This window comes from Paenibacillus sp. GCM10023250, from assembly GCF_042653205.1.
In the GTDB taxonomy this organism is placed as follows: Bacteria; Bacillota; Bacilli; order Paenibacillales; family Paenibacillaceae; genus Paenibacillus_Z.
In genome coordinates this window covers 1-20,545 of record NZ_JBHSHY010000012.1, presented here as the reverse complement: position 1 = coordinate 20,545, position 20,545 = coordinate 1, and the positions used below count along the sequence as shown (strand labels likewise).

Below are 20,545 nucleotides of genomic sequence, written 5' to 3'. Positions count from 1 at the left end.
CCGGGAGGCTTGCGAGCTAAGCATGAAGGATGGTGAATGGACGCGATGAGCTGGAAAATGAATAAAGCCATAGGCGGGATCGCGTGCGGCTTGGCGCTGGCGTTGTCCGGCTGCGCGCACGACGCGAACCGGCCGCCGAAGGAGTTGCTGTCGTTGTCCGTGTCGGGCTTGTCGGGCGTCGACCGGTACGCGTTCAGTGGAGACACCGCGATCGGCGCGGGGAGCGAGACGGCGGACCGCTTCGCCGCCTTCAGCGGAACGGTGCTGAACCACGACCAAGTGTCCGTACGGGCGGAAGGCGGGACGGAGGCGATGCCGGTCGGCATCCATCCGCTGCGGCTCCTGAACGATGTCGAGCGCACGGCGGCGAGCGCGGCGATCGTGCCCGAAGCGTCGAACGGGAAGCGGACCGTGCTGCGCATTACGGCCGATCCGGCGAAAGCCGCGAACGTATGGGCGAACCGGCTGAGAGGCGAATTCGCGATGCTGGCGAAGAAGGTCCCGGCGAGCTCGGCTGCCGACGCGCCGGGCGCCGGGACGCGCAGGCTGACCAAGCCGTCCGCGCTGCAGGAGGCGTGGACCCGCGAGCTCGACCGTTCCCGGAAGCAATTTGAGGGGATGCTGTCGACCCTGTCGGTGCGGTCCAGCAGCACGCTGGTCATCGACCGCAAGAAGCTGCTGCCGCTTTCGCTGGAAGAGCGGACCGAGTTCCGCTTCACAGCGGACGGCAAGCCGGCGCGGGAAAGCCGGACGACGCGGATCACCTTCAAGCGGCCGTGATGAGCGGGGCGGAGAGCCGCGTTCGTGCATCGTGCCGCCAAACGTGATAGGATTAATTCCGTAACGATCGAATCATGGAGGTAATGAAACATGCAGGATCCAAGAATCCGAAAGCTGGCGCAAAATCTCGTCAGCCATTCCATCAACGTGCAGCCCGGCGATAACGTCCTGATCGACATGATCGGCTCCGAACGCGACTTGGCCAAATGCCTCGTCGAGGAAGTCGCGAAGCGCGGCGGCCGTCCGTTCGTCGAGACGAGCGACCGGTCGGTGCTGCGGGCGATGCTGATGAACGCGACCGAAGAGCAAATCAAGCTATCGGCGTCCTTCGACCTGAAGCGGATGGAGGCAATGCAGGGCTATATCGCGATCCGTTCCGGCGAGAACGTCAACGCGCTCGCGGACGTGCCGAGCGACAAAATGCGGCTGTACGACAAGTACTACCGGCATCCGATCCATTCGGAGCGGCGCGTGAAGCACACCAAATGGGTCATCCTGCGCTACCCGAACGACGCGATGGCCCAGCTGGCCAACACGAGCACGGAAGCGTTCGAGGATTTTTATTTCGACGTGTGCAATCTCGACTACGGCAAGATGGACAAGGCGATGGAGCCGCTCCGCGAGCTGATGGACCGGACGGACCGCGTGCGCATCACGGCGCCGGGGACGGACCTGACGTTCTCGATCAAAGGCATCGGTTCGATCAAGTGCGCCGGCGAGAAGAACATTCCGGACGGGGAGCTGTACTCCTGCCCGATCCGCGAATCCGTGCAAGGTACGATCACGTACAACACGCCGTCGGTCTACTCCGGTATCACGTTCGACAACATCTCGTTCACGTTCAAGGATGGAAAAATCGTCGAAGCGACGAGCAACGAGACGGACAAGCTGAACGAAGTGCTCGACACGGACGAAGGCGCCCGCTACATCGGCGAATTCAGCCTGGGCTTCAATCCGTACATCCTGCACCCGATGAAGGATACGCTGTTCGACGAGAAGATCGCGGGGAGCCTGCACTTCACGCCGGGGCAAGCCTATGAAGACGCGGACAACGGCAACCGTTCCGCCGTTCACTGGGATCTCGTGCTCATCCAGCGGCCCGAATACGGCGGGGGCGAGATCTATTTCGACGACGTGCTGATCCGCAAGGACGGCCTGTTCGTGCTGCCCGAGCTGCTGAGCCTGAATCCCGAAAATTTAAAGTGATAGGCCCTTGAAGGAATAGGGAAATCGGGTTATGATGAGTGAAGCTAGCGCAGTACTAAAATATGGAGGGATTCCTATGTCCAATAACGCGGCAATCGTAGACATTTCCCAAACGGCCAATAAATTCCGTTCGTCGATCGTTCTTCAAGCCGAGAATAAATACATCGACGTTAAAAGTATCCTCGGTCTCTTCACGACATTGGTCGGCGGACACTCCTATGAACTGCACGTCCACGGTCCGGATGCAGAAGAAGCCAAAGCGGCGATGTCCGAAGTTTTCGCGAAACATAACCTGAACGTCTCGGTCATCGAATAGCGTTTCGTTCTGAGAGACAAGGTAAGCGCTTCACTGAATAATCGGTGAGGCGCTTGTTTGTTTGATCCTTGTACTATGCGCCGATTTCGACTAATATAAAGGATAAAGACGATATAGCTAGATGGACAAGGAGGGTTACGATGTCTTCATCCGATGTTCTCATTCATTTGCATCAAAAAGCGCTGAACCTCCTTCACGAGGATGCCACGAAAATCGAGAAGCTGATCGAAGTGCAAATGGAAAATTTGACGACGAGACAATGTCCGCTCTACGAAGAAGTGCTGGATACTCAAATATATGGCTTTTCCAGAGAGATCGATTTCGCCATTCGCGCGGGGCTCGTAGCCGAAGCGGCCGGCAAGGAGATCATCAGCAAGCTGGAACGGAATTTGGCGCAGCTGTACGAAGCGTTGGAGAAGTAGCCGCGCTTTTCGCAGCTGCTTTTTTTTGTCATGGGCCGGAGGGCAAATTATCGCATACCGAAAAGACGCTCCGGACAGGTTCCGGAACGTCTTTTCGGCGTTGATTGCGGCGTCACGCCTCAGATCAGGTAGAACGAAATGCCGAGGATGACGTAGACGAAGATCAGCAGCGATCCCTCGTACCAATTGGTCGTCCCGTCCTTGGAGATCGACTTGGCGATGAAGACGGAGACCGCGATGGCGGCAAGCTCGATCGGGCTGAAGACGATGTCCATCGTCGGGCCGAAGAACGTGCTGATCAGGATCAGTACCGGCGCCACGAACAGGGCGATTTGCAGGCTGCTGCCGACGGCGATTTCGACAGCGGCGCCGATTTTGTTCTTCATGGCGAGAATGACGGCCGCGCTGTGCTCCGCCGCGTTGCCGACGATGGCGATCAGGAACGCCCCGATGAACACCTCGGAGAAGCCGAACTTCGCCGTGAACGTGTGCAGCGTGCTGACGAGCCATTCGCTGACGAACGCCGTCATGACGGTCGCCAGGACGAGGAACAGCACCGACGTCGTTTTCGACCAGGCCGGCTCTTCGCCGTGATCCGGCGTGGTCTCCTCGACGTCCGCGAGCACGTCCTTATGCGTGATCATCGAGAAGATCAGCCACAGCACGTAGGCGACGATCAAGATGACGGCGATGGTCAAGCTGAGCAGCTCCGACTTGTGCGCGGAGAAGTGCTGCGTGGGGATGAAGATCGCCGGAATGGCGAGCGCGATGACCGCTAGAATCATCAGGGACGAGTTATGGCTCGCCAGCTGCACGTTGAACCGCTGTTCTTTGTATTTCAGACCGCCGAGCAGTACGCTGGCTCCGAGAACGAGCAGCAGGTTGCCGATGATGGAGCCGGTGATGCTCGCTTTCACCATGTCGAACAAGCCCGCGCGCACCAGGAAGATCGCGATGATCAGCTCGGCCGCGTTGCCGAACGTGGCGTTTAGAAATCCGCCGAGCCGTTGTCCGGCGTAGTGCGCGACGCTTTCGGTCGCTTTCCCCAGGAAGCCGGCCACGAACAGAATCGCGATGGCGGAGATGACGAATTCCGCGATGGTTCCGAAGTGGGCGTAATGGGCGACCCCGCTAAGGACGAACAGACAGGCGAGCAGCAGGAAAAACAGTTTTTGATTCAATGGTTCAGGCACCTCGTTCTGCGGATATAGGGAAATCGAAATCTGTAAACACTATAGCGGAAAAAGTCACCTGTGTAAACTTGGAAACGGACCGGCCGGATACCTTGCTTCATGGGTGGCCTTCCATTACAATGAAAGCATGAAAGCATTTGGTGAACGAGGAGTGAGTGGCATGGCAGAAGAACTTCAATCCGGCATCATTCGTATCTCCGACGACGTAGTCGCCACGATTGCAGGCTTGGCTGCGCTTGAAACTCCTGGCATTGCTGCAATGTCCGGGGGAATATCCGAAGGCCTTGCGAAACGTCTCAGCGGCAAGAACGCGCAAAAAGGGGTATCGGTCGAAGTCGGCCAGCTCGAAGCGGCGATCGATCTGCGGATTATCGTGAAATACGGCATTCCGATTCAGGAAGTATGCCGGCAGCTGCAGGAAAACGTGCGCGAAGCGGTTGCGAACATGACGGGGCTGAACGTCGTGGAAGTGAACATCAAGGTCGAAGGCGTCGCCTTCAAGGAAGAGGAAATGGCGGCGGCGGAGCAAGAGGCGCCGGCTCGGCTCAAGTAAGGCGAAACGCCCAAAAAGGCATGTCCGCGACGGACATGCCTTTTTCGACTTTTATTTGCGTCCGGAAGGCTTCTCCTGCACCGGCCGATTGTACTCGCGGGAGATGCTGAGCAGCACGCCCATGCCGAGCAAGCAGACGATGAGGGACGATCCGCCGTGGCTGATGAAGGGCAGCGTCACGCCGGTAAGCGGCATCGCGCCCGTAACGCCGCCGATGTTGATGATCGCCTGCACAGCGATCAAGGCGACGATGCCGACGCCGACGATCGTGCCGTAAGGATCGGGACATCGGATCGCCACGAGCATGCCCCGCCAGATGAAGAATAAGTAGAAGAGCAGGAACAGCAGGCTGCCGATGAAGCCGAACTCTTCTCCGATGACGGAGAAGATAAAGTCGCTGTACGGGTACGGCATGTACCGCAGCTTCTGGATGCTATGGCCGAAGCCGGCGCCCGTGATCCCACCGTGGCCGAGCGCCTCGAGGGAGCGGGACAAGTGGTATGTCGTATTCTGCATGTCCGAGGTCGGATCCATGAACGCCGTGAACCGGTTGATCCGATACGTCCAGCTGTCCGGGTCGTGCAGCATCGAGACGCTGACGAGCGCGGCTACGATGGAAGCGATGATCACGCCGGACAGGAAGAGCTGCTTCAGGTTCGCTCCGCCGGCCACGATGATGATGAGCGACGTGCCCGCGATGACGATGCAGGCGCCAAGGTCGGGCTGCAGCATGATGAGTCCGCAAATGACGGCGATGATGATAAAGACGGGAACGAGTCCTTTCTTGAAATCCCTGAATTTCTCGCCTTTCTTGGCAATCAGCGAGCCCAGATAGAGCACGAGGCCGAGCTTCGCGAACTCCGTCGGCTGTATGCCGAGGGAGCCGATGCCGAACCAGCTGCGCGCCCCGTTTAGGCTTTTGCCGATGAACGGGACGAGGATGAGCATGATCAATACGGGGAAGAAGTAGAAGACGAATCCTTTCTTGAACGCCGTATAGGGGATGTTCATCGCGACGAACATGCTGAACGTACCGAGCACCGCGAAGAGAAGCTGGCGCTTCGTGAAGTACAAGGCGTCGAAATTGTTGCTCTTAGAAATAACCGCCGTGTTGGAGCTGGCACTGAAGACCATGATCAGTCCGAAGCCGACAAGCAGGAGGGTGAGCACGAGAAGCAAGAAATCCGGCCTGCCGCGCAGGCCGTTCGTCTTTGGTTTCATTTGTGGACTCATCGCGCGTTAGGCGAGCAGCTTCTTCAATTCTTGCAAGCGCTGCGACGCCGCGTTCAGAATCGGCTGCGGGATCGGCGATTCATAGTCCAGCCCGTGCGGGAACGTAGCCCGTCCGATGTAAACGGACTCCACTTGCAGCACGGCGTGCGCGGATTCCAGCTTGCCCTCGATCGCGCGGGCGTTGAAGCGCAAGTAATAGTCTTCGTGGTTGGCGCGGTCCTCCAGCTTCAGGTCGTACGTCGCGCGGTAATATTCCCATTGCCAGCGTACGAAACCGAGCTTCTCCGCGGATTCGTCGAGATGCGCGAGTTCGCTGCTCATGCCGTTTAAGCCCGTATTCTCAATAATCATCGGTGATCCTCCTTCAAACTTAAAGCAGGTTTATTCTTCATTTATGATAGTCGTTTTCATGGGGTAGCGCAAGCCTTGGCCGAACGGGCTTCCGCGGGCAAAAGTGACAGCTTTACGAAAAATTGCCGCGTTCGCGGACAAACAACTTCCTTCCGCTTCCGGCCTTCTGTTACAATAGAGAGATCGCAAACGAATGAATGAATAGGGGGTTTGTAAGCGTGAGCTTAATGGCAAGGGTGGATGCACAGCTGCAAACTGCTTATCCGAATATGGTGGACTCGCGCCGGTACCTGCACCGGCATCCGGAATTGTCGTTCCACGAGCGGGAAACGTCCCGCTGGATCGCGGAGCGGCTCCGCGGCATCGGCTGCGAAGTCAGGGAAGGCGTGGGCGGCTACGGCATCGTGGCCACCGTCCGCGGGGAACGGCCGGGGCCGGTCGTCGCGCTGCGGGCGGACATCGACGCGCTGCCGATCCAGGACGATAAAAGGACCGATTACGCTTCGCAGGTGCCCGGGGTCATGCACGCCTGCGGCCATGACGCGCATACCGCGACGATGCTCGCGATCGTCGCGTTCTATCAGGCGAACCGGGACGGCTTCGCCGGCGAGCGGCGCTTCCTGTTCCAGCCGGCCGAAGAGGTGTCGCCGGGCGGCGCCGTCGGCATGATCGCGGACGGCGCGATCGAAGGCGTGGACGCCGTCTACGGCGTGCATCTGTGGACGCCGCTGCCTTACGGCGTCGTCGCGACCCGGTCCGGCCCGTTCATGGCCGCGCCGGACGAGATCTATATCGACATCGCGGGCAAAGGCGGCCACGGCGCGCTGCCGCACGAGACGATCGACGCCGTCGTCGTCGGCGCCGCGATGGTGCAGGCGATGCAGACGATCGTCAGCCGGAGCGTTAATCCACTCGACCCGGCGGTCGTGACGGTCGGCTCGTTCCACGCGGGCACGACGGCCAACGTCATCGCCGAGCGCTGCCGGCTGACCGGCACGGTGCGTTCGTTCTCGGAGGACGTCCGCGCCTTGGCGAAGGAACGGCTGGAGGCGATCGTCGGCCAGACGGCCGCGATGTACGGCGCGAGCGCTTCGCTGGAATACCGCGACGGATATCCGACGGTCGTGAACGACACCAGGGAGGCGGAGCGGTTCTTCAAGGTTGCGGCCGAGACGTTCGGGCAGGAGGCCGTGCAGGAATCGACGCTGATTATGGCGGGCGAGGATTTCACGTATTACTTGCGCGAAGTGCCGGGCTGCTTCATGTTCGTCGGGGCGGGCAATCCGGACTGCGGCGCGACGTATCCGCATCATCACCCGCGGTTCGACATCGACGAGCGGGCCATGCTGCAGGCGGCCAAGCTGATGATCGCGATGGCGGAGGATTTCGCGTCGGAAGCCTTGTCGGGCAAGACCTCCGCATCGGTGTGACCCGGCGCCCGGCGGCGCCGAATGGCAACAGTTGACGGGAAGCGCGGCGCATGGCGGCATCCGGAAGGGGCCAACCTAAGGGACGCAAGTAACGAACCAAGGGGAGGCATGCGACGATGTCACGTATAGTCAAGGAATTGATGTCGACGGATTGCGTAACGGCAACGACGAAGGATAACGTGTACGAATTGGCGGTATTGATGAAGGATCACGATATCGGCTTCGTGCCGATCGTGGAAGGCCAGAAGCTGATCGGCATCGTAACAGACCGGGACTTGGTCATTCGCGGGTACGCGGAGAAGCATTCCGGCTCGACCGCGGTCTCGGAAGTGATGACGGACGACGTGAAGACGATCGACGCGGGCACCTCGGGCGACGAAGCGGCAAGGATCATGGCCAGCCATCAGATCCGCCGGCTGCCGGTCGTCGAGAACGGCAATCTGGTCGGGATCGTGTCCATCGGCGATTTGGCGGTCCGCGAAATTTTCGTGGACGAAGCCGGAGAAGCGCTCAGCAGCATTTCCGAGCAAGGCGCGAGCGAAACGCACGCTTATCATTAAGCGCTGTGGCACGGAAAAAAAGTAAAGTCGAAAGTATAGTCGAAAGTAAAGTAAAATCGAAACGCAATCCCCTCGGGGTTGCGTTTTTTCGTGCGCGCGGAAGGCCGGAAGCGGGCGGCCGATGCATAAAAGCAGCGCATTTTCTTCATACTGACTGGTGACTTTACATGCGGGAGCTGGAAATATGTTGAAACAAGAGCGCGGCCCGTTATGCGTGCAGGCGGATATGACGGTGCTGCTGGACGATCGGCACGAACAGGCGGACGCGGCGCGCGAGCAGTTGAACCGGTTCGCGGATCTGATCAAGCGTCCGGGCCATATCCATACGTACCGGATCTCGCCGATGTCGCTGTGGAACGCCGCTTCGGCGGGCATGACGCCGGACGACGTGCTGCGCGCGCTCGCCGCGTACAGTACGTTCGACCTGCCGCTGCAGGTCGTCGGCACGGTCCGCAAGGTAGGCGACCGGTACGGCAAGCTGCTGCTGGAGCAGACGCCGGACGGCCGCCTGCTGCTGCTTGGCCAAGAGGAGCTGCTCGCCGAGCTGGGCAAATACGCGGCCGTGGCCGCCGCCCTGCGGCCGGAGGAGCAGGCGGAAGGCCGGCGCAGCGTCAAGCCGGAGGCGCGCGGCCTGCTGAAGCAGGAACTGATCCGGCTCGGCTATCCGGTGCTGGACATGGCTGGCTACCGGCACGGCGAGGCGCTGGACGTCGGGCTGCGGGCGAAGACGGCCGGCGGGCGGCCGTTCCGGCTGCGCGACTACCAGGAACGGGCGGTCAATTTGTTTTACCGCGAAGGGCAGGCGTACGGCGGAAGCGGCGTGCTCGTGCTGCCCTGCGGCGCGGGCAAGACGGTTATCGGCATCGCGGCGCTCGCGCGGCTGCGGTGCGACACGCTGATCCTGACGTCGAACGTGACCTCCGTCCATCAATGGAAGGCCGAGCTGCTCGACAAGACGTCGCTCCGGGAAGACGAGATCGGCACGTACGCCGCCTCGTCCAAGGAAGTTCGCCCGGTTACGATCGCGACGTACCAGATTTTGACGAGCCGCCGCCATAGGAGCGACGAATATGCGCATATGCGGCTGTTCGGGCAGCGCAACTGGGGACTCATCATCTACGACGAGGTGCATCTGCTGCCTGCGCCCGTATTCCGGATGACGGCGGACTTGCAGGCGACGCGGCGGCTGGGATTGACGGCCACACTCGTGCGCGAGGACGGGCGGGAAGAGGATGTTTTCTCCCTGATCGGCCCGAAGCGGTTCGACCTGCCGTGGAAGACGCTGGAGGCGCGGAACTGGATCGCGTCCTTGACCTGCACGGAGGTGCGGGTGCCGCTGGCGAACCGCGAGATGGAGGCCTACGTGGCGGCAGACGAGAAGGCGAAGATTCGCATTGCCGGCGAAAACGAAGACAAAATCGACGTCGTGCGCGGGCTGCTCGAGCTTCACGCGGGGAAGCAGGCGCTCGTGATCGGCCAATATTTGACCCAGCTGCACCGGCTGGCGGAAGCGCTGGACGCGCCCGTCCTGACGGGCGAGCTGCCGCACGAGGAGCGGACGGCGCTGTACGCCCGCTTCAAGTCCGGCGACATTCCGGTGCTCGTCGTGTCGAAGGTCGCCAACTTCGCCGTCGACCTGCCGGAAGCGGCGGTCGCGATTCAAGTGTCGGGGAGCTACGGCTCCCGGCAGGAGGAGGCGCAGCGGATCGGCCGCGTGCTGCGGCCGAAGGCAGGCGAGAACGAAGCCTGGTTCTACACCGTGGTCACGCAAGGGACGAAGGAGACGGAGTATGCGAGCCGGCGGCAGCTGTTCCTGCTCGAGCAGGGCTACCGGTACGAGCTGGCGGAATGGCGCGACCTGCAGAGCCGCCTGCCGGATAGGGGAGCGAAATTGAACCGGGGGGCGGCGCGGTGAAGGCGCATGAAATCGCGGCGAAGCTGACGGAAGATCAGGCCGGGCTGCTGCGCGGGCATGCGGCATGGGCCGGGCTGGCGGCGCCATGGCCGGAGGCGCTCTTGAAGCCGGACTGCGCGCGGGCGGCTTGGACCCGCTTGCCGGAGGAAGCGGCCTTGACGCTCGAGCTAATTTTGACCGGCTTCGGGCCGGTGCCGTTCCAGGAGGAGCAGCTGCTGCAGGCCGCCCGTCGGGGCATCGCCGCCGGCGCCGACCTGCGGCTCGGGCTGCTGCGTCTCGCGGAAGCCGGGATCGTATTCGCCGTCCGCCGGGGCTGGGGCGAGAAGCTGTACGTCCTGCCGGCGGACAGCTTCTTCGTCTGGCACCGTGCGATCCGGTCCGCGCGAAGTGGGCGTCCGCAGCCGGCAGAGGTCGATCCCCTATTCGTACTGCCGATCGACGACGAAGGCTACATCCCGCCGTTCAGCCTGCAGCTGCTGTACGCCATGGCGGCGATGGCGGACGCCGGACTGAAGCTGACGGTCAAAGGCGTGCTGGCCAAGCGCACGATCGCGAAAGCCGCCGAGCAGCTGCATGTCCGGGGCGAGGCGCTTGCGCCGCTGCTGCCGCAGCCTGCCGGAGCGGAGGCGGGGACGTATCCGGCCGGCGTACTGCTCGCGCTGGAGACGATGGCGCGGCAGGGCTGGCTCGTCCGGAACGGGCAGTCGCTCGCGCGTGACGACGCGGCTTGGAAGGCGTGGCTGCGCCAGGACGCCGCGGCCCGGGAAGCGGCGTTGTGCCGGACCCTGGCAGAGGCGATCGCGGCGCAGAACGCGGCGGCGTCGGCCGGCGCGGCGGCGCTGGCGGCGCTGGAAGCCGGCAAATGGTTCCGGCTGCGCGACGTCGACGCGTCGTACGCGGCCGGACAGGCGCTGCTGGCTAGGCCGCTGCCTTCCGCGATCGAGCCGTGGTGCCGGCTGCTCCGGCAGCTGGGCTGGCTCGAGCTCGCGGCCGACGGCAGCGGCGAGCCCGCGATCCGGTGGCGCCTCGACCCGCGGGGGCTCGCGGATGCGCCGCTGCGGGAAGACGAAGCGGTGCCGGCCGAGCCGGCGTTCGGCCCGCCGCCGGTGCAGCTGACGCCGGACGGGGAACTGTTCGTGTACGAGGATTGTCCGTATTCCGTCCGCTGGCAGCTGGAACGGATCGCGGAACGGAGGCGCGCCGATCATACGACGGCGTACCGTCTGGAGGCGCGCGGTTATGTCCGCGCGGCCGCAGCCGGTCATTCGGCGGATTCGCTGGCCGCCTCCGTGGAGGCGATGACGGGCGAACCGCTGCCGGACACGGTCCGCGCGATGATCCGGTCGGGCATGGGGGCCCAGCCCGGATCGGCGGGCACGCCGGGAGACGATGCTTCGGCGATGTCTCGCGAGGCGCGCTGGGACGCGGGAGCCGCGCGCACCGAAGCCGCCCTGCCCGCCGGAACCGCTCCGTCGGCCCGCGAGCCCGCTTATCATGCCGGCGAGCCCCTAAGCGCTGCTTACGTATATCCGCCCCCCGAAGCCGGCGGCTACGAGCTGCTGCACGATCGCCCGTCCGTGAAGCAGCTGTTCGCCGGCATCGACGAGGTGCCTTCCATGTGGCTGAAGCAGTTCAGAGCCTATCACCATTCGACGCGCAGGGAACTGTTGGAGCAGGCATTAAATTGGCGGACGACGGTGAGACTGAATTGCGAAGGCGTCGCGACGCCGTTCATTCCCGAACGGATCGTCGATGAGGCGGGCGGCTGGGCCGTCGCCGGCTACCGGCCTGACGCGGAGGAACCGCATGCGGTCACGATGCTATATCCCGACATGTGGGAGGAAATGATGCTCCTGCTGCCGCCCCCGCTCGGCGGCCGATAGCCGTGTTTTCCCAGTCCGCTCTACCTTTTTCCGGCCGGGGTATGGTATGATACCTGTAAGGCTTACGCCTATCGATCCAAGAGGGGGCGGGAATAATGGAAACCTTGCCGTTATCGGACCCCGGAGCGCCCGAATTGAATTTGCCGCTCTACGAATCTTTCGATTCGCACGAGAGCAGCGGTTCGGCATCGCTCGATATGGGGCAGCTGCTGTTGAGCGCCTACGAAATAGGCGATTTGATCAACCAATCGGCGGAAGTCGCCGAATACGCATATTGGAAATCCGTCGTCGACAGAGACGAACAGGTGCGCGGGCTGGTGAAGAAGTTCGCCAAGGCAAAGGAACAGTTCGAGGAGTGCGAGCGGTTCGGACGTTTCCATCCGGATTACAACGCCGCGAAGGACAACGTGCAGGCCGTGCAGCGCGAGCTGAACGGGATCGACTCTGTCGTCCGCTTCAAGGCGGCCGAGCAGGCGGTGGACGACCTGCTGCACGACGTCGCGGCGCAGATCGCAGGCGCGGTATCGGACACGATCAAGGTGCCGAGCAACGATCCGTTTCCGAAGGGCGGCGGCTGCGGCGGCGGCGGTTCGTGCAGCTGCGGCAGCGGAGGCTGCGGGTAAGAGAAGCAAACGGACAGAGGAGAAAGCGGGGGGCAGTCATGTTTTCGGAACGCGTGGGTTACATCGTATGGGTCAGCGATCTTAAAGCGGCCCGTTCGTTGGAGAAATACGGGACGGTCCATTATATGTCGCGCAAAATGCATTACGTCGTCATGTACATGAACGCGGACCGGGCGGACGAGGTCGTGCGCAACATGGGGCGCCTGCCCTACGTGAAGCGCATCGAGCGCTCGTACCGCAACGAAATAAAAACGGAGTACACGCAGGGCGTACCTGACAAAACCCGTTTTTACAGCTTATAGTCGCAGGCCCCCGGCCGGTTCTTTCGGAGCAGGGGGCCTTTTTGTATCGTCGTTTCATCCAGAAATAGCCAAATATGGGGCGTCTTTATTTTTATGTTGAAATATCGGACATGCATGCTACAATATTATGGAAAGTACATATAGATATTAAGGCCTACTTCTGGGGAGGGGTGGATCGCGAAATGAAAGACAAGATGACGGAGCGTTGGAATACGTACGAGTCCTTTCATGTCGTATTGGGCGATAAGAAGGTGGCGGACATTGTCATCACCAACCACGCCAAAAGCCGTTGGGCCGACCGCGTCGAAAACGAGCGCACCGGGTTCGAGGACATTGCGGATTTCATGTGGCAGTGCTTGAAGCAAGGGCGCATCGAACCCTATTACCGAAACGAACAAGACGTCTATCTGATCGACGACGATCTGGTGTTCGTGGCCGAATTCGCCGTGCTGGAGAAAGAAACGGATCTTGCCGGCAATCCGCTGCACAAGATGATCGTCGTGACGTTTCTCGGAAGAATGTCTGAGACTATAGAACTACGTGATTTGAAATCGTATTATTCCTGGCTGCGTCATTCCCGGCGAATGACGTTAATCAAGAATAGCCGAAAACGCAAGTAAACCGGAACGCGCCCAGCGCGGACCCGGACGAGGTGCGACGTACAAGCACGGGCTGCAGCGGCTCGTGCTTTTTCTGCGCCGGCGCGAGGATTTGCGGCGCGATTCATGTATAATAGTGGACAGACAACCGACAGAGACAGGGAGGGTGCCCGTCATGGCGCTAAATTTTCATCAGCTGCATATTTTCTACACCGTGGCGGACCGGGGCAGCTTCTCCGCGGCCGCGCAAGCGCTTCACATGACGCAGCCGGCGGTGACGATGCAGGTGCAGTCGCTCGAGGACTACTTCGGCACGAAGCTCCTTCAACGCTCGACCAAGCGGATCGAGCTGACGGAAGCGGGCAGGGCGCTCATGCCATTCGCCCAGCGGAGCATCGATTTGATCCGCGAAACCGATCTGCAGATGTCCAAGTTCACGAAGCAGCTCAAGGGCCGGCTCCAGCTCGGCGCGAGCCTGACGATCGGCGAGTACATCCTGCCGAGGCTGCTCGGCCCGTTCGGCCAGGAGTTCCCGCATATCGCGATCAGCATGAAAGTGATGAACACGGCGCAAATCATGGAGGAGATCGTCAACCATCAGCTGAACTTCGGCCTGATCGAGGCGCCCGTCAATCACCCGGATATGCATATGGAAGCGGTCATGAGCGACGAGCTGAAGCTGATCGTCGGCAAGGCGCATCCGCTGGCCGGCTCGCGGGAGGTCGAACTCGAAGACGTGATGAAGTATCCGATCGTGCTGCGGGAGCAGGGCTCCGGGACTCGCCTCGTCATGGAGGAGCAGCTCCGGGCGAAGCAGATCAGCGTCGCCGACATGAAGATCGTGATGGAGCTCGGCAGCACGGGCGCCGTCAAATCGGCGGTCGAGGCGGGGCTGGGCCTGTCGTTCGTATCCGCCTCGTCGGTCAAGCACGAAGTCGCGCTCGGGCTCATCCAGACGATTCCGATCCGCGGCGTCCATTTTAAGCGCCAATTTTATTCGATCTTCTTAAAATCAGCGCTGCTGCCGATATCGGCCGTGACGTTCCTGACTTTTCTGAGAGAGAGGGATCTGCAGCAATGGCTATGAACGGAAGAGCGGACTTGCATACGCACACGACGGCCTCCGACGGCTTCCATCGTCCGGCGGACAACGTGGCCCGGGCGAAGGCGAACGGGCTTGCGGCCGTCGCCATTACCGATCACGACACGGTCGACGGCATCGCCGAAGCGCTGGAAGCCGGCGAGCGGCTCGGCGTGACGGTCGTCCCCGGCGTCGAGATCAGCACCGTCGCGGAAGGCATCGACGTGCACGTGCTGGGGTATTACATGGATTGGAACGACGCCGGGTGGCGGACGAAGCTGAGCCGTCTGCTGACGCTCCGCGAGCAGCGCAACGGGCTTATTCTCGGGAAGCTCACCGAGCTCGGCCTTCCTATCGCCTGGGAAGAGGTAGAGGCGGAAGCCAGAGCGCAGGGCAAGGACGGGGGCTCCATGGGCCGGCCGCATATCGCCGCCGTCCTCGTCAAGAAGGGCTATGTCCGCTCCATGCAGGAGGCGTTCGACCGATATCTCGGTCAGGACGGGGCTGCCTACGCCAATCCGCCGCGGCTCCATCCGTTCGAAGCGCTGGCGTGGATCCGCGAAGCGGGCGGGACGAGCGTCATCGCGCATCCCGGCTTGTACCGCAACGACGCGCTGGTAGAAGCGATCATCGCCCAGGGCGCGCAAGGCATCGAAGTCTTCCATCCCGATCACGACGCCGCCGCCGAAGCGCGCTACTTGGCGATGGCCGAGCGGTACGGCCTGATCGCGACCGGAGGCTCGGATTTCCACGGCGAGCGGCAGGGCGTCGTCTTCCACGGGGAGATCGGCAGCCGGACCGTCGACGTCTCGGTGCTCGAACGGTTGAACCCGGCACAGCGGGACAAAAGCTGACGGCACGCCGTCTTCCGGGTAGGAATGCGGCGTGCCGTCAGGGGCTGTCGTCAGTTGTAGGGTTAGCGCTTTGATCGGGTTGGCCGGAAGTTGGCGATCGCCTGTTCCTGTGACGGCGATTCCGCGGCTCGCCGGCGACGGCCGGTTCGCCGGCGAGCGGCCATGCCGGGCAGCGCGCCGCCGAGACTCCCCTGCCGCCGTTACGCTTTGATGTGCGAAGGCAGTTCTTTCAGACGCTGTTCATCCGGAGTGATGAACAGCGTTTTTTGATGGTCGTAGATGACGAAGCCCGGCTTGGCGCCGCTCGGCTTCTTCACGTGCCGGACGAGCGTGTAGTCGACGGGCACCATGGAGGAGGAGCGGGCTTGGCTGAATTGGGCCGCCAGCATGGCCGCCTCCTCGAGCGTTTGGTCGCCGAAGCCGCTGCCGCGGATGACGACGTGCGAGCCCGGAATATCCTTCGTGTGCAGCCACGTGTCGTTCGGACCGGCGAGCTTGTTCGTCAGGAAATCGTTCTGCGTGTTGTTCTTCCCGACGTAGATCGTATGGCCCTCCGAGGATGTGTAGCAGAGCAAGGCGGGCTGCTTCGGCTTCTTCCGCTTCGCGCCGCGCTTCTCGCGCTGCCTCATGTAGCCCTCCTCCGCGAGCTCATCGCGGATTTCTTCGATGTCCGCCAGGGACGCGCTGTCTAGCTGCTGCAGCAGCGCGGCGAGATACGCGATTTCCTCCCGGGCGCGGTCGATCTGCTCGGCCACGTACGTTTGGCTGTTGCGGAATTTCGCGTATTTCTTGAACAGGCGCTGCGCGTTCTGCGACGGCGTCAGCTGCGGATCGAGGGGCACGGTGACGCTCGGCATCTCGTCTTCGTAATAGTTGACGAGCTCCACGGCGTCGTCGCCGCGCTTGATCAAATGCAGGTTGGCCGTGAGCAGCTCGCCCAAAATCCGGAACTTGTCGGCCTCCTGCGCTTCCCGCAGCGATTCCTCGAGCTTCTCCACCTTCTTCTCGTTCTTGCTCCGCTCGTTCTGCACGAAGCGGATCAGATCCGTGACGCGCTGCTTCACCGTGTCCCGCTCCGCCTTGTCGCCGTAGAAGGCTTCCAGGCAGGCGCTGACCGATGCGAACGCCGACCGTTCCCCGTTCAGATGCATGAGCGCCGTCACCGAGAACGCGGGTTTGCCGCCGCTGCCGCCTGCCGGCGCGACGATCTGCGGCTCGTACCTCCGCGCCCGGAAGCCGTCCATCATGTCGCGGAACGCCGGCCACACCGTCTTGACCGCCGCGTCCAGCCGGTCAAGGCCGTTCGGCAGAACGACGCCCGCGGCGCCGCGGAAGACGATCTCCCGGGCCAGCAGCGGGCTGAGGCCGCTGAACGCCGCGACGATTAGCTTCTCCGGCGTGAGCGATTCGGGCGCGGCCGGCTTCGGCGCGGTGCCGAAATGGATGCTGTCCTCGTCCGGAACGGGCGGGTGCAGCAGCAGCTCGCCGGCCGCGCGCAGCGCGTCCGCGAACGCGGCTTCGTCCTGAACCGCGAACGGATCGCGCTTGCCCTGCTCCGGCGGGGCGACGTAGGCGGTGCCGGGCATGACGACGCGGTAGCTGCTGATGGACGGCGTGACGTGATGGATGCCGTCGTGGATCGTCTCCGTCCCGGCGTCGAGCAGAATGATGTTGCTGTGCCGGCCCATCAGCTCGACGACGATGCGTTTCTGGAACGTATCGCCGAGCTCGTCCCGCTTGCGGACGTCGAGGTGCAGCACCCGTTCGCTGCCGACCTGGCGGACCGCCTCGATGACCGCCCCTTCACAATATTTGCGTATCAGCATGCAGAACATCGGCGCTTCCAGCGGGTTGACGAACGATTGCTCCGACCAATGGACGCGCGGGTACGTCGGGTTTGCCGAGAGCAGCAGGCGGCCCTGCGCGCCGCCGCCCCGGATTTGCAGCACGAGGTCGTGCGGCGAAGGCTGGTGTATTTTATGAATGCGCGCGCCGACGCAAGCTTGCAGCTCGTCGGCGACCGCGCGGGTGACGATACCGTCTAAGGCCATGATGCAATAATCCCCTTTGCTTCTGAGTCATCTTCCCTATCATGCCATAACCGGACCAAAAACTTAAGCCCCGCTGGGATATTTTGCGGGTTGTCCGAATACATTTAGGCCATAGAGGCTGTCCGTCAGGCGGCAAGTATCGGAAGGGAGTCGGAGCAATGGAACAGGGAATGTGGCATGGGCTGGCAACGGCCGAGCTGGCCAAAGCGCTTGACGCGAATTTGGATGCGGGGCTGACGCCGGAAGCGGCGGCGGAACGGCTGGCCCGCGCGGGTCGCAACGAGCTGTCGGAGGGCAAAAAAACATCGCCGCTGAAGTTGTTTCTCGGCCAGTTCAAAGATTTCATGGTGCTGGTGCTCATGGGGGCGACGCTGATCTCGGGGCTGCTCGGCGAATACTTGGACGCCATCACGATCATTGCGATCATCATCTTGAACGCCGTACTCGGATTCGTGCAGGAATTCCGGGCGGAAAAATCGCTGCGCGCGCTTAAAGCCTTATCCGCTCCGATGGCCAAGGCGCTGCGGAACGGAGAAGTCGTCGTCGTGCCGGCGAGTGAGCTCGTGCCGGGAGACGTCGTGGAGCTCGAGAGCGGCGACCGGGTGCCGGCCGATATCCGGTTTATCGAAACGAACAGCTGTTACGCGGAGGAATCGGCGCTTACCGGGGAATCGGTGCCGGTCGGCAAGCATTGCGACCCGATCAAGACGGCGGACCTGCCGCTCGGGGATATGCGCAACATCGGCTTCATGGGGACGATGATCACCCGCGGCACGGCCAAAGGCATCGTCGTCCGGACGGGCATGAACACGGAAATGGGCAAAATCGCGAACCTTATCCAGCAGACGGAATCGATGGAGACGCCGCTGCAGCACCGGCTCGAGCAGCTCGGAAAAATCCTCATCATCGTCGCGCTCGCCTTGACGGTCCTGGTTGTCGCCGCGGGCATCCTGCACGGCCAGCCCGCCTACGAAATGTTTCTGGCCGGCGTGAGCCTCGCCGTCGCCGCCATCCCGGAAGGCCTGCCGGCCATCGTCACCATCGCGCTCGCGCTCGGCGTGCAGCGCATGATCAAGCGGCGCGCGATCGTGCGCAAGCTCCCGTCCGTCGAGACGCTCGGCTGCGCGTCCGTCATCTGCTCCGATAAGACGGGCACGCTGACGCAGAACAAAATGACGGTCACGCAGCTGTGGATCGGCGGCCGGAAGTTGGACGTCACGGGCGAAGGCTACGAGCCGACGGGCAGCTGCCTCGAGGGCGGCAAGCCGGTCGACATCAAGCACGACCAGTCGCTCCGCCGGCTGCTCCAGATCGCGGCGCTGTGCAACAACGCGACGGTCACGAAGCTCGGCGAGGAGCCGGAAGCGGCGAAGCGCAGGAAAGGCAAAGGGACTGTCGTCCAGGACGAATGGGTGCTGAAGGGCGATCCGACGGAAGGCGCGCTCACGGTGCTGGCCTCCAAGCTAGGCGTCTCGGCCAAATCGATGGAAGGGCTGTACAAGCGCGTCAAGGAGTATCCGTTCGACTCGGACCGCAAGCGGATGTCCGTGCTCGTCCATCATCAGGGCGGACGGCTGATCTGCACGAAGGGCGCGCCGGACGTGCTGATGAACCAGTGCATGTACATGCTCTGGGACGGCAAAGTCGTGCCGTTCACGGCCACGCTCAAGCAGAAGGTGAGCGAAGCGGCGGAAGGCCTCGCCGCCGGCGCGCTGCGGGTGCTCGGCTTCGCGTACCGCGAGCTGCGCACGCACGACGCGTCGGAGGTGGATTCCGACGTCGAGAACCAGCTGATCTTCGTCGGGCTGTCGGGCATGATCGACCCGCCGCGCCGCGAAGTGAAGGACGCGATCGCGAACTGCCGCCGCGCGGGCATCAAGACGGTCATGATCACCGGCGACCACCAGCTGACGGCGGAGGCGATCGCGGTGCAGCTGGGCATTATGCCGCGCGGGGGGATCGCGGTCAGCGGCAAGCAGCTGAACGAGATGTCGGAGGAGCAGCTCGACCGGCTCGCGGACAATATTTTCGTCTATGCCCGCGTCTCGCCGGAGCATAAGCTTCGTATCGTCAAGGCGCTGCAGCGCAAGGGACACGTCGTGGCGATGACGGGCGACGGCGTCAACGACGCGCCGGCGATCAAGGCGGCCGATATCGGCATCGCGATGGGCATCACGGGCACCGACGTATCGAAGGAAGCGTCGTCGCTCGTGCTGAGCGACGACAACTTCTCCAGTATCGTGTCCGCGATCGAGGAAGGCCGCGGCATTTACGAGAATATCCGCAAGTTCATCCGGTATCTGCTCGCGTCCAACGTCGGCGAAATCTTGACGATGTTCCTGGCGATGATGGCCGGTCTCCCGCTGCCGCTCGTGCCGATCCAGATCCTGTGGGTCAACCTCGTGACGGACGGCTTGCCGGCCATGGCGCTCGGCGTCGACCAGGCGGAGAAGGACCTCATGCAGCAGAAGCCGCGTTCCGCGAAGGAAAACATTTTCGCCCGCCGGCTGGGCTGGAAAATCATCAGCCGCGGCATTCTGATCGGCGTGTGCACGCTGCTGGCGTTCTGGATCACGCTCCGCGTCAAGCCGGGCGATCCGCAAAACCTGATCCACGCGCAGACGGTCGCGTTCGCCACGTTGGTCATGGCGCAGCTAATTCACGTGTTCGACTGCCGCAGCTCGCGCTCGATCTTCCACCGCAACCTGCTGCAGAACAAATATTTGCTCTTCGCGGTGCTGTCCTCCGTCGCGCTCATGGCGGCCGTGCTGTACGTCCCGGCGCTGCAGCCGATCTTCAAGACCGTGCCGCTTGGGCTGCGCGACTGGTGCCTCGTCATCGTCGCCGCCGGCGTACCGACGTTCTTCATGGGCATCGGCAGCGTGCTCGGCACGTCGGACAAGAAGAAAAAGAAGAAAAAAACCGGCATGCAGCTCGGCGGACAGAAGCCGGCCATGCGGTAAGTTCACCGGCGCGGCGGATGTACGGAAGCCGTTCCTGGCAGCATTTTAAAGAAGCATTTCCTAGAATCAGCGAGGCCGCCGGGCTAATCTCGGCGGCCTCGCCGGCGTGTACGCCCAGCATGGGCGTCATCTCTAGGGTGAAAGTCCCGAACGGGGGCTGGCGAACGCCTACCGTTAGCCAAAAGCAAGGGTGTCCGCCGCGAGGCGGAATCTGAAGGAAGCTTACGGCA

At 62.4% G+C, this 20,545-nt stretch carries 19 protein-coding genes; 15 read left to right on the top strand and 4 right to left on the bottom strand.

Annotated elements, in window-relative coordinates; translation table 11 throughout:
* Nucleotides 1-57: 57 nt before the first annotated feature.
* From ACFPB1_RS11875 to ACFPB1_RS11860, 4 genes are all read left to right on the top strand, one after another.
* Nucleotides 58-780, top strand: coding sequence for a hypothetical protein (locus ACFPB1_RS11875; RefSeq protein ID WP_379225379.1), 723 nt, complete (start codon nt 58-60; stop codon nt 778-780).
* 90 nt (nt 781-870) lie between these two features.
* On the top strand, nt 871-1,986 hold the full coding sequence (locus ACFPB1_RS11870) for an aminopeptidase (RefSeq protein ID WP_379225377.1): 1,116 nt from the start codon (nt 871-873) through the stop codon (nt 1,984-1,986).
* Nucleotides 1,987-2,062: 76 nt separating this feature from the next.
* Nucleotides 2,063-2,302, top strand: a complete 240-nt coding sequence (locus tag ACFPB1_RS11865) for an HPr family phosphocarrier protein (protein ID WP_379225375.1) — start codon at nt 2,063-2,065, stop codon at nt 2,300-2,302.
* 140 nt (nt 2,303-2,442) lie between these two features.
* Nucleotides 2,443-2,724: a DUF1507 family protein gene (locus ACFPB1_RS11860; protein WP_379225373.1), complete on the top strand. Its 282-nt coding sequence runs from the start codon at nt 2,443-2,445 to the stop codon at nt 2,722-2,724.
* 119 nt (nt 2,725-2,843) lie between these two features.
* Here ACFPB1_RS11860 and cax read toward each other — a convergent pair whose 3' ends face one another.
* Nucleotides 2,844-3,905 carry a calcium/proton exchanger gene (gene cax / locus ACFPB1_RS11855; protein ID WP_379225371.1) on the bottom strand — a complete coding sequence of 354 codons (1,062 nt, stop codon included), beginning with the start codon at nt 3,903-3,905 and terminating at the stop codon, nt 2,844-2,846.
* A gap of 172 nt (nt 3,906-4,077) precedes the next feature.
* Here cax and ACFPB1_RS11850 point away from each other — a divergent pair, with 172 nt between their 5' ends.
* On the top strand, nt 4,078-4,470 hold the full coding sequence (locus tag ACFPB1_RS11850) for an Asp23/Gls24 family envelope stress response protein (protein WP_379225369.1): 393 nt from the start codon (nt 4,078-4,080) through the stop codon (nt 4,468-4,470).
* Nucleotides 4,471-4,521: 51 nt separating this feature from the next.
* Here the strand turns inward: ACFPB1_RS11850 and ftsW are convergent, their stop codons facing one another.
* The gene (gene ftsW / locus ACFPB1_RS11845; protein WP_379225367.1) at nt 4,522-5,691 is read right to left on the bottom strand and encodes a putative lipid II flippase FtsW; all 1,170 of its coding nucleotides are present in this window, start codon (nt 5,689-5,691) and stop codon (nt 4,522-4,524) included.
* Between the two features lie 18 nt (nt 5,692-5,709).
* Nucleotides 5,710-6,054 carry a YugN family protein gene (locus ACFPB1_RS11840; RefSeq protein WP_379225365.1) on the bottom strand — a complete coding sequence of 115 codons (345 nt, stop codon included), beginning with the start codon at nt 6,052-6,054 and terminating at the stop codon, nt 5,710-5,712.
* Between the two features lie 227 nt (nt 6,055-6,281).
* Here ACFPB1_RS11840 and ACFPB1_RS11835 point away from each other — a divergent pair, with 227 nt between their 5' ends.
* The 9 genes from ACFPB1_RS11835 (at nt 6,282) to ACFPB1_RS11795 (ending at nt 15,301) form a co-directional block, all read left to right on the top strand.
* A complete protein-coding gene (locus ACFPB1_RS11835) occupies nt 6,282-7,484 on the top strand; it encodes a M20 family metallopeptidase (protein ID WP_379225615.1) in 1,203 nt (400 codons plus the stop codon).
* 116 nt (nt 7,485-7,600) lie between these two features.
* Entirely contained in the window at nt 7,601-8,044 is a 444-nt protein-coding gene (locus ACFPB1_RS11830) for a CBS domain-containing protein (protein ID WP_379225363.1), read from the top strand.
* A gap of 184 nt (nt 8,045-8,228) precedes the next feature.
* Complete coding sequence (locus tag ACFPB1_RS11825; RefSeq protein ID WP_379225360.1) at nt 8,229-9,959, top strand: DNA repair helicase XPB; 1,731 nt, start codon at nt 8,229-8,231, stop codon at nt 9,957-9,959.
* Nucleotides 9,956-11,842 (top strand): hypothetical protein, encoded by a 1,887-nt coding sequence (locus ACFPB1_RS11820; RefSeq protein ID WP_379225358.1) that lies wholly within the window; start codon nt 9,956-9,958, stop codon nt 11,840-11,842. Before ACFPB1_RS11825 ends, ACFPB1_RS11820 begins: the two co-directional genes overlap by 4 nt.
* A 197-nt stretch (nt 11,843-12,039) precedes the next feature.
* Nucleotides 12,040-12,465, top strand: coding sequence for a YlbF family regulator (locus ACFPB1_RS11815; protein WP_379225613.1), 426 nt, complete (start codon nt 12,040-12,042; stop codon nt 12,463-12,465).
* 38 nt (nt 12,466-12,503) lie between these two features.
* Nucleotides 12,504-12,767 (top strand): YlbG family protein, encoded by a 264-nt coding sequence (locus tag ACFPB1_RS11810; protein ID WP_379225356.1) that lies wholly within the window; start codon nt 12,504-12,506, stop codon nt 12,765-12,767.
* A 182-nt stretch (nt 12,768-12,949) separates the two neighbouring features.
* A complete protein-coding gene (locus ACFPB1_RS11805; RefSeq protein WP_379225354.1) occupies nt 12,950-13,387 on the top strand; it encodes a hypothetical protein in 438 nt (145 codons plus the stop codon).
* A 154-nt stretch (nt 13,388-13,541) separates the two neighbouring features.
* Nucleotides 13,542-14,453 (top strand): selenium metabolism-associated LysR family transcriptional regulator, encoded by a 912-nt coding sequence (locus ACFPB1_RS11800; RefSeq protein WP_379225352.1) that lies wholly within the window; start codon nt 13,542-13,544, stop codon nt 14,451-14,453.
* Nucleotides 14,444-15,301 (top strand): PHP domain-containing protein, encoded by an 858-nt coding sequence (locus tag ACFPB1_RS11795; protein ID WP_379225350.1) that lies wholly within the window; start codon nt 14,444-14,446, stop codon nt 15,299-15,301. The genes ACFPB1_RS11800 and ACFPB1_RS11795 overlap by 10 nt, the downstream gene beginning before the upstream one ends.
* Nucleotides 15,302-15,501: 200 nt before the next feature.
* On the opposite strand, the gene ACFPB1_RS11790 is transcribed toward ACFPB1_RS11795, so the two are convergent.
* On the bottom strand, nt 15,502-17,352 hold the full coding sequence (locus ACFPB1_RS11790; protein WP_379225348.1) for an Rqc2 family fibronectin-binding protein: 1,851 nt from the start codon (nt 17,350-17,352) through the stop codon (nt 15,502-15,504).
* A gap of 158 nt (nt 17,353-17,510) precedes the next feature.
* On the opposite strand from ACFPB1_RS11790, the gene ACFPB1_RS11785 reads away from it, so the two are divergent.
* Nucleotides 17,511-20,315: a calcium-translocating P-type ATPase, SERCA-type gene (locus ACFPB1_RS11785; protein WP_379225346.1), complete on the top strand. Its 2,805-nt coding sequence runs from the start codon at nt 17,511-17,513 to the stop codon at nt 20,313-20,315.
* Nucleotides 20,316-20,545 lie beyond the last annotated feature (230 nt).

Coding starts and splice junctions, on each gene's coding strand:
- ACFPB1_RS11840 (WP_379225365.1), bottom strand. CDS start 6,054: ATGATTATTGAGAATACGGGCTTAAACGGCATGAGCAGCGAACTCGCG.
- ACFPB1_RS11810 (WP_379225356.1), top strand. CDS start 12,504: ATGTTTTCGGAACGCGTGGGTTACATCGTATGGGTCAGCGATCTTAAA.
- ACFPB1_RS11805 (WP_379225354.1), top strand. CDS start 12,950: ATGAAAGACAAGATGACGGAGCGTTGGAATACGTACGAGTCCTTTCAT.
- ACFPB1_RS11850 (WP_379225369.1), top strand. CDS start 4,078: ATGGCAGAAGAACTTCAATCCGGCATCATTCGTATCTCCGACGACGTA.
- ACFPB1_RS11835 (WP_379225615.1), top strand. CDS start 6,282: ATGGCAAGGGTGGATGCACAGCTGCAAACTGCTTATCCGAATATGGTG.
- ACFPB1_RS11815 (WP_379225613.1), top strand. CDS start 12,040: ATGGGGCAGCTGCTGTTGAGCGCCTACGAAATAGGCGATTTGATCAAC.
- ACFPB1_RS11800 (WP_379225352.1), top strand. CDS start 13,542: ATGGCGCTAAATTTTCATCAGCTGCATATTTTCTACACCGTGGCGGAC.
- ACFPB1_RS11795 (WP_379225350.1), top strand. CDS start 14,444: ATGGCTATGAACGGAAGAGCGGACTTGCATACGCACACGACGGCCTCC.
- ACFPB1_RS11865 (WP_379225375.1), top strand. CDS start 2,063: ATGTCCAATAACGCGGCAATCGTAGACATTTCCCAAACGGCCAATAAA.
- ftsW (WP_379225367.1), bottom strand. CDS start 5,691: ATGAAACCAAAGACGAACGGCCTGCGCGGCAGGCCGGATTTCTTGCTT.
- ACFPB1_RS11875 (WP_379225379.1), top strand. CDS start 58: ATGAATAAAGCCATAGGCGGGATCGCGTGCGGCTTGGCGCTGGCGTTG.
- ACFPB1_RS11825 (WP_379225360.1), top strand. CDS start 8,229: ATGTTGAAACAAGAGCGCGGCCCGTTATGCGTGCAGGCGGATATGACG.
- ACFPB1_RS11790 (WP_379225348.1), bottom strand. CDS start 17,352: ATGGCCTTAGACGGTATCGTCACCCGCGCGGTCGCCGACGAGCTGCAA.
- ACFPB1_RS11860 (WP_379225373.1), top strand. CDS start 2,443: ATGTCTTCATCCGATGTTCTCATTCATTTGCATCAAAAAGCGCTGAAC.
- ACFPB1_RS11830 (WP_379225363.1), top strand. CDS start 7,601: ATGTCACGTATAGTCAAGGAATTGATGTCGACGGATTGCGTAACGGCA.
- ACFPB1_RS11785 (WP_379225346.1), top strand. CDS start 17,511: ATGGAACAGGGAATGTGGCATGGGCTGGCAACGGCCGAGCTGGCCAAA.
- ACFPB1_RS11870 (WP_379225377.1), top strand. CDS start 871: ATGCAGGATCCAAGAATCCGAAAGCTGGCGCAAAATCTCGTCAGCCAT.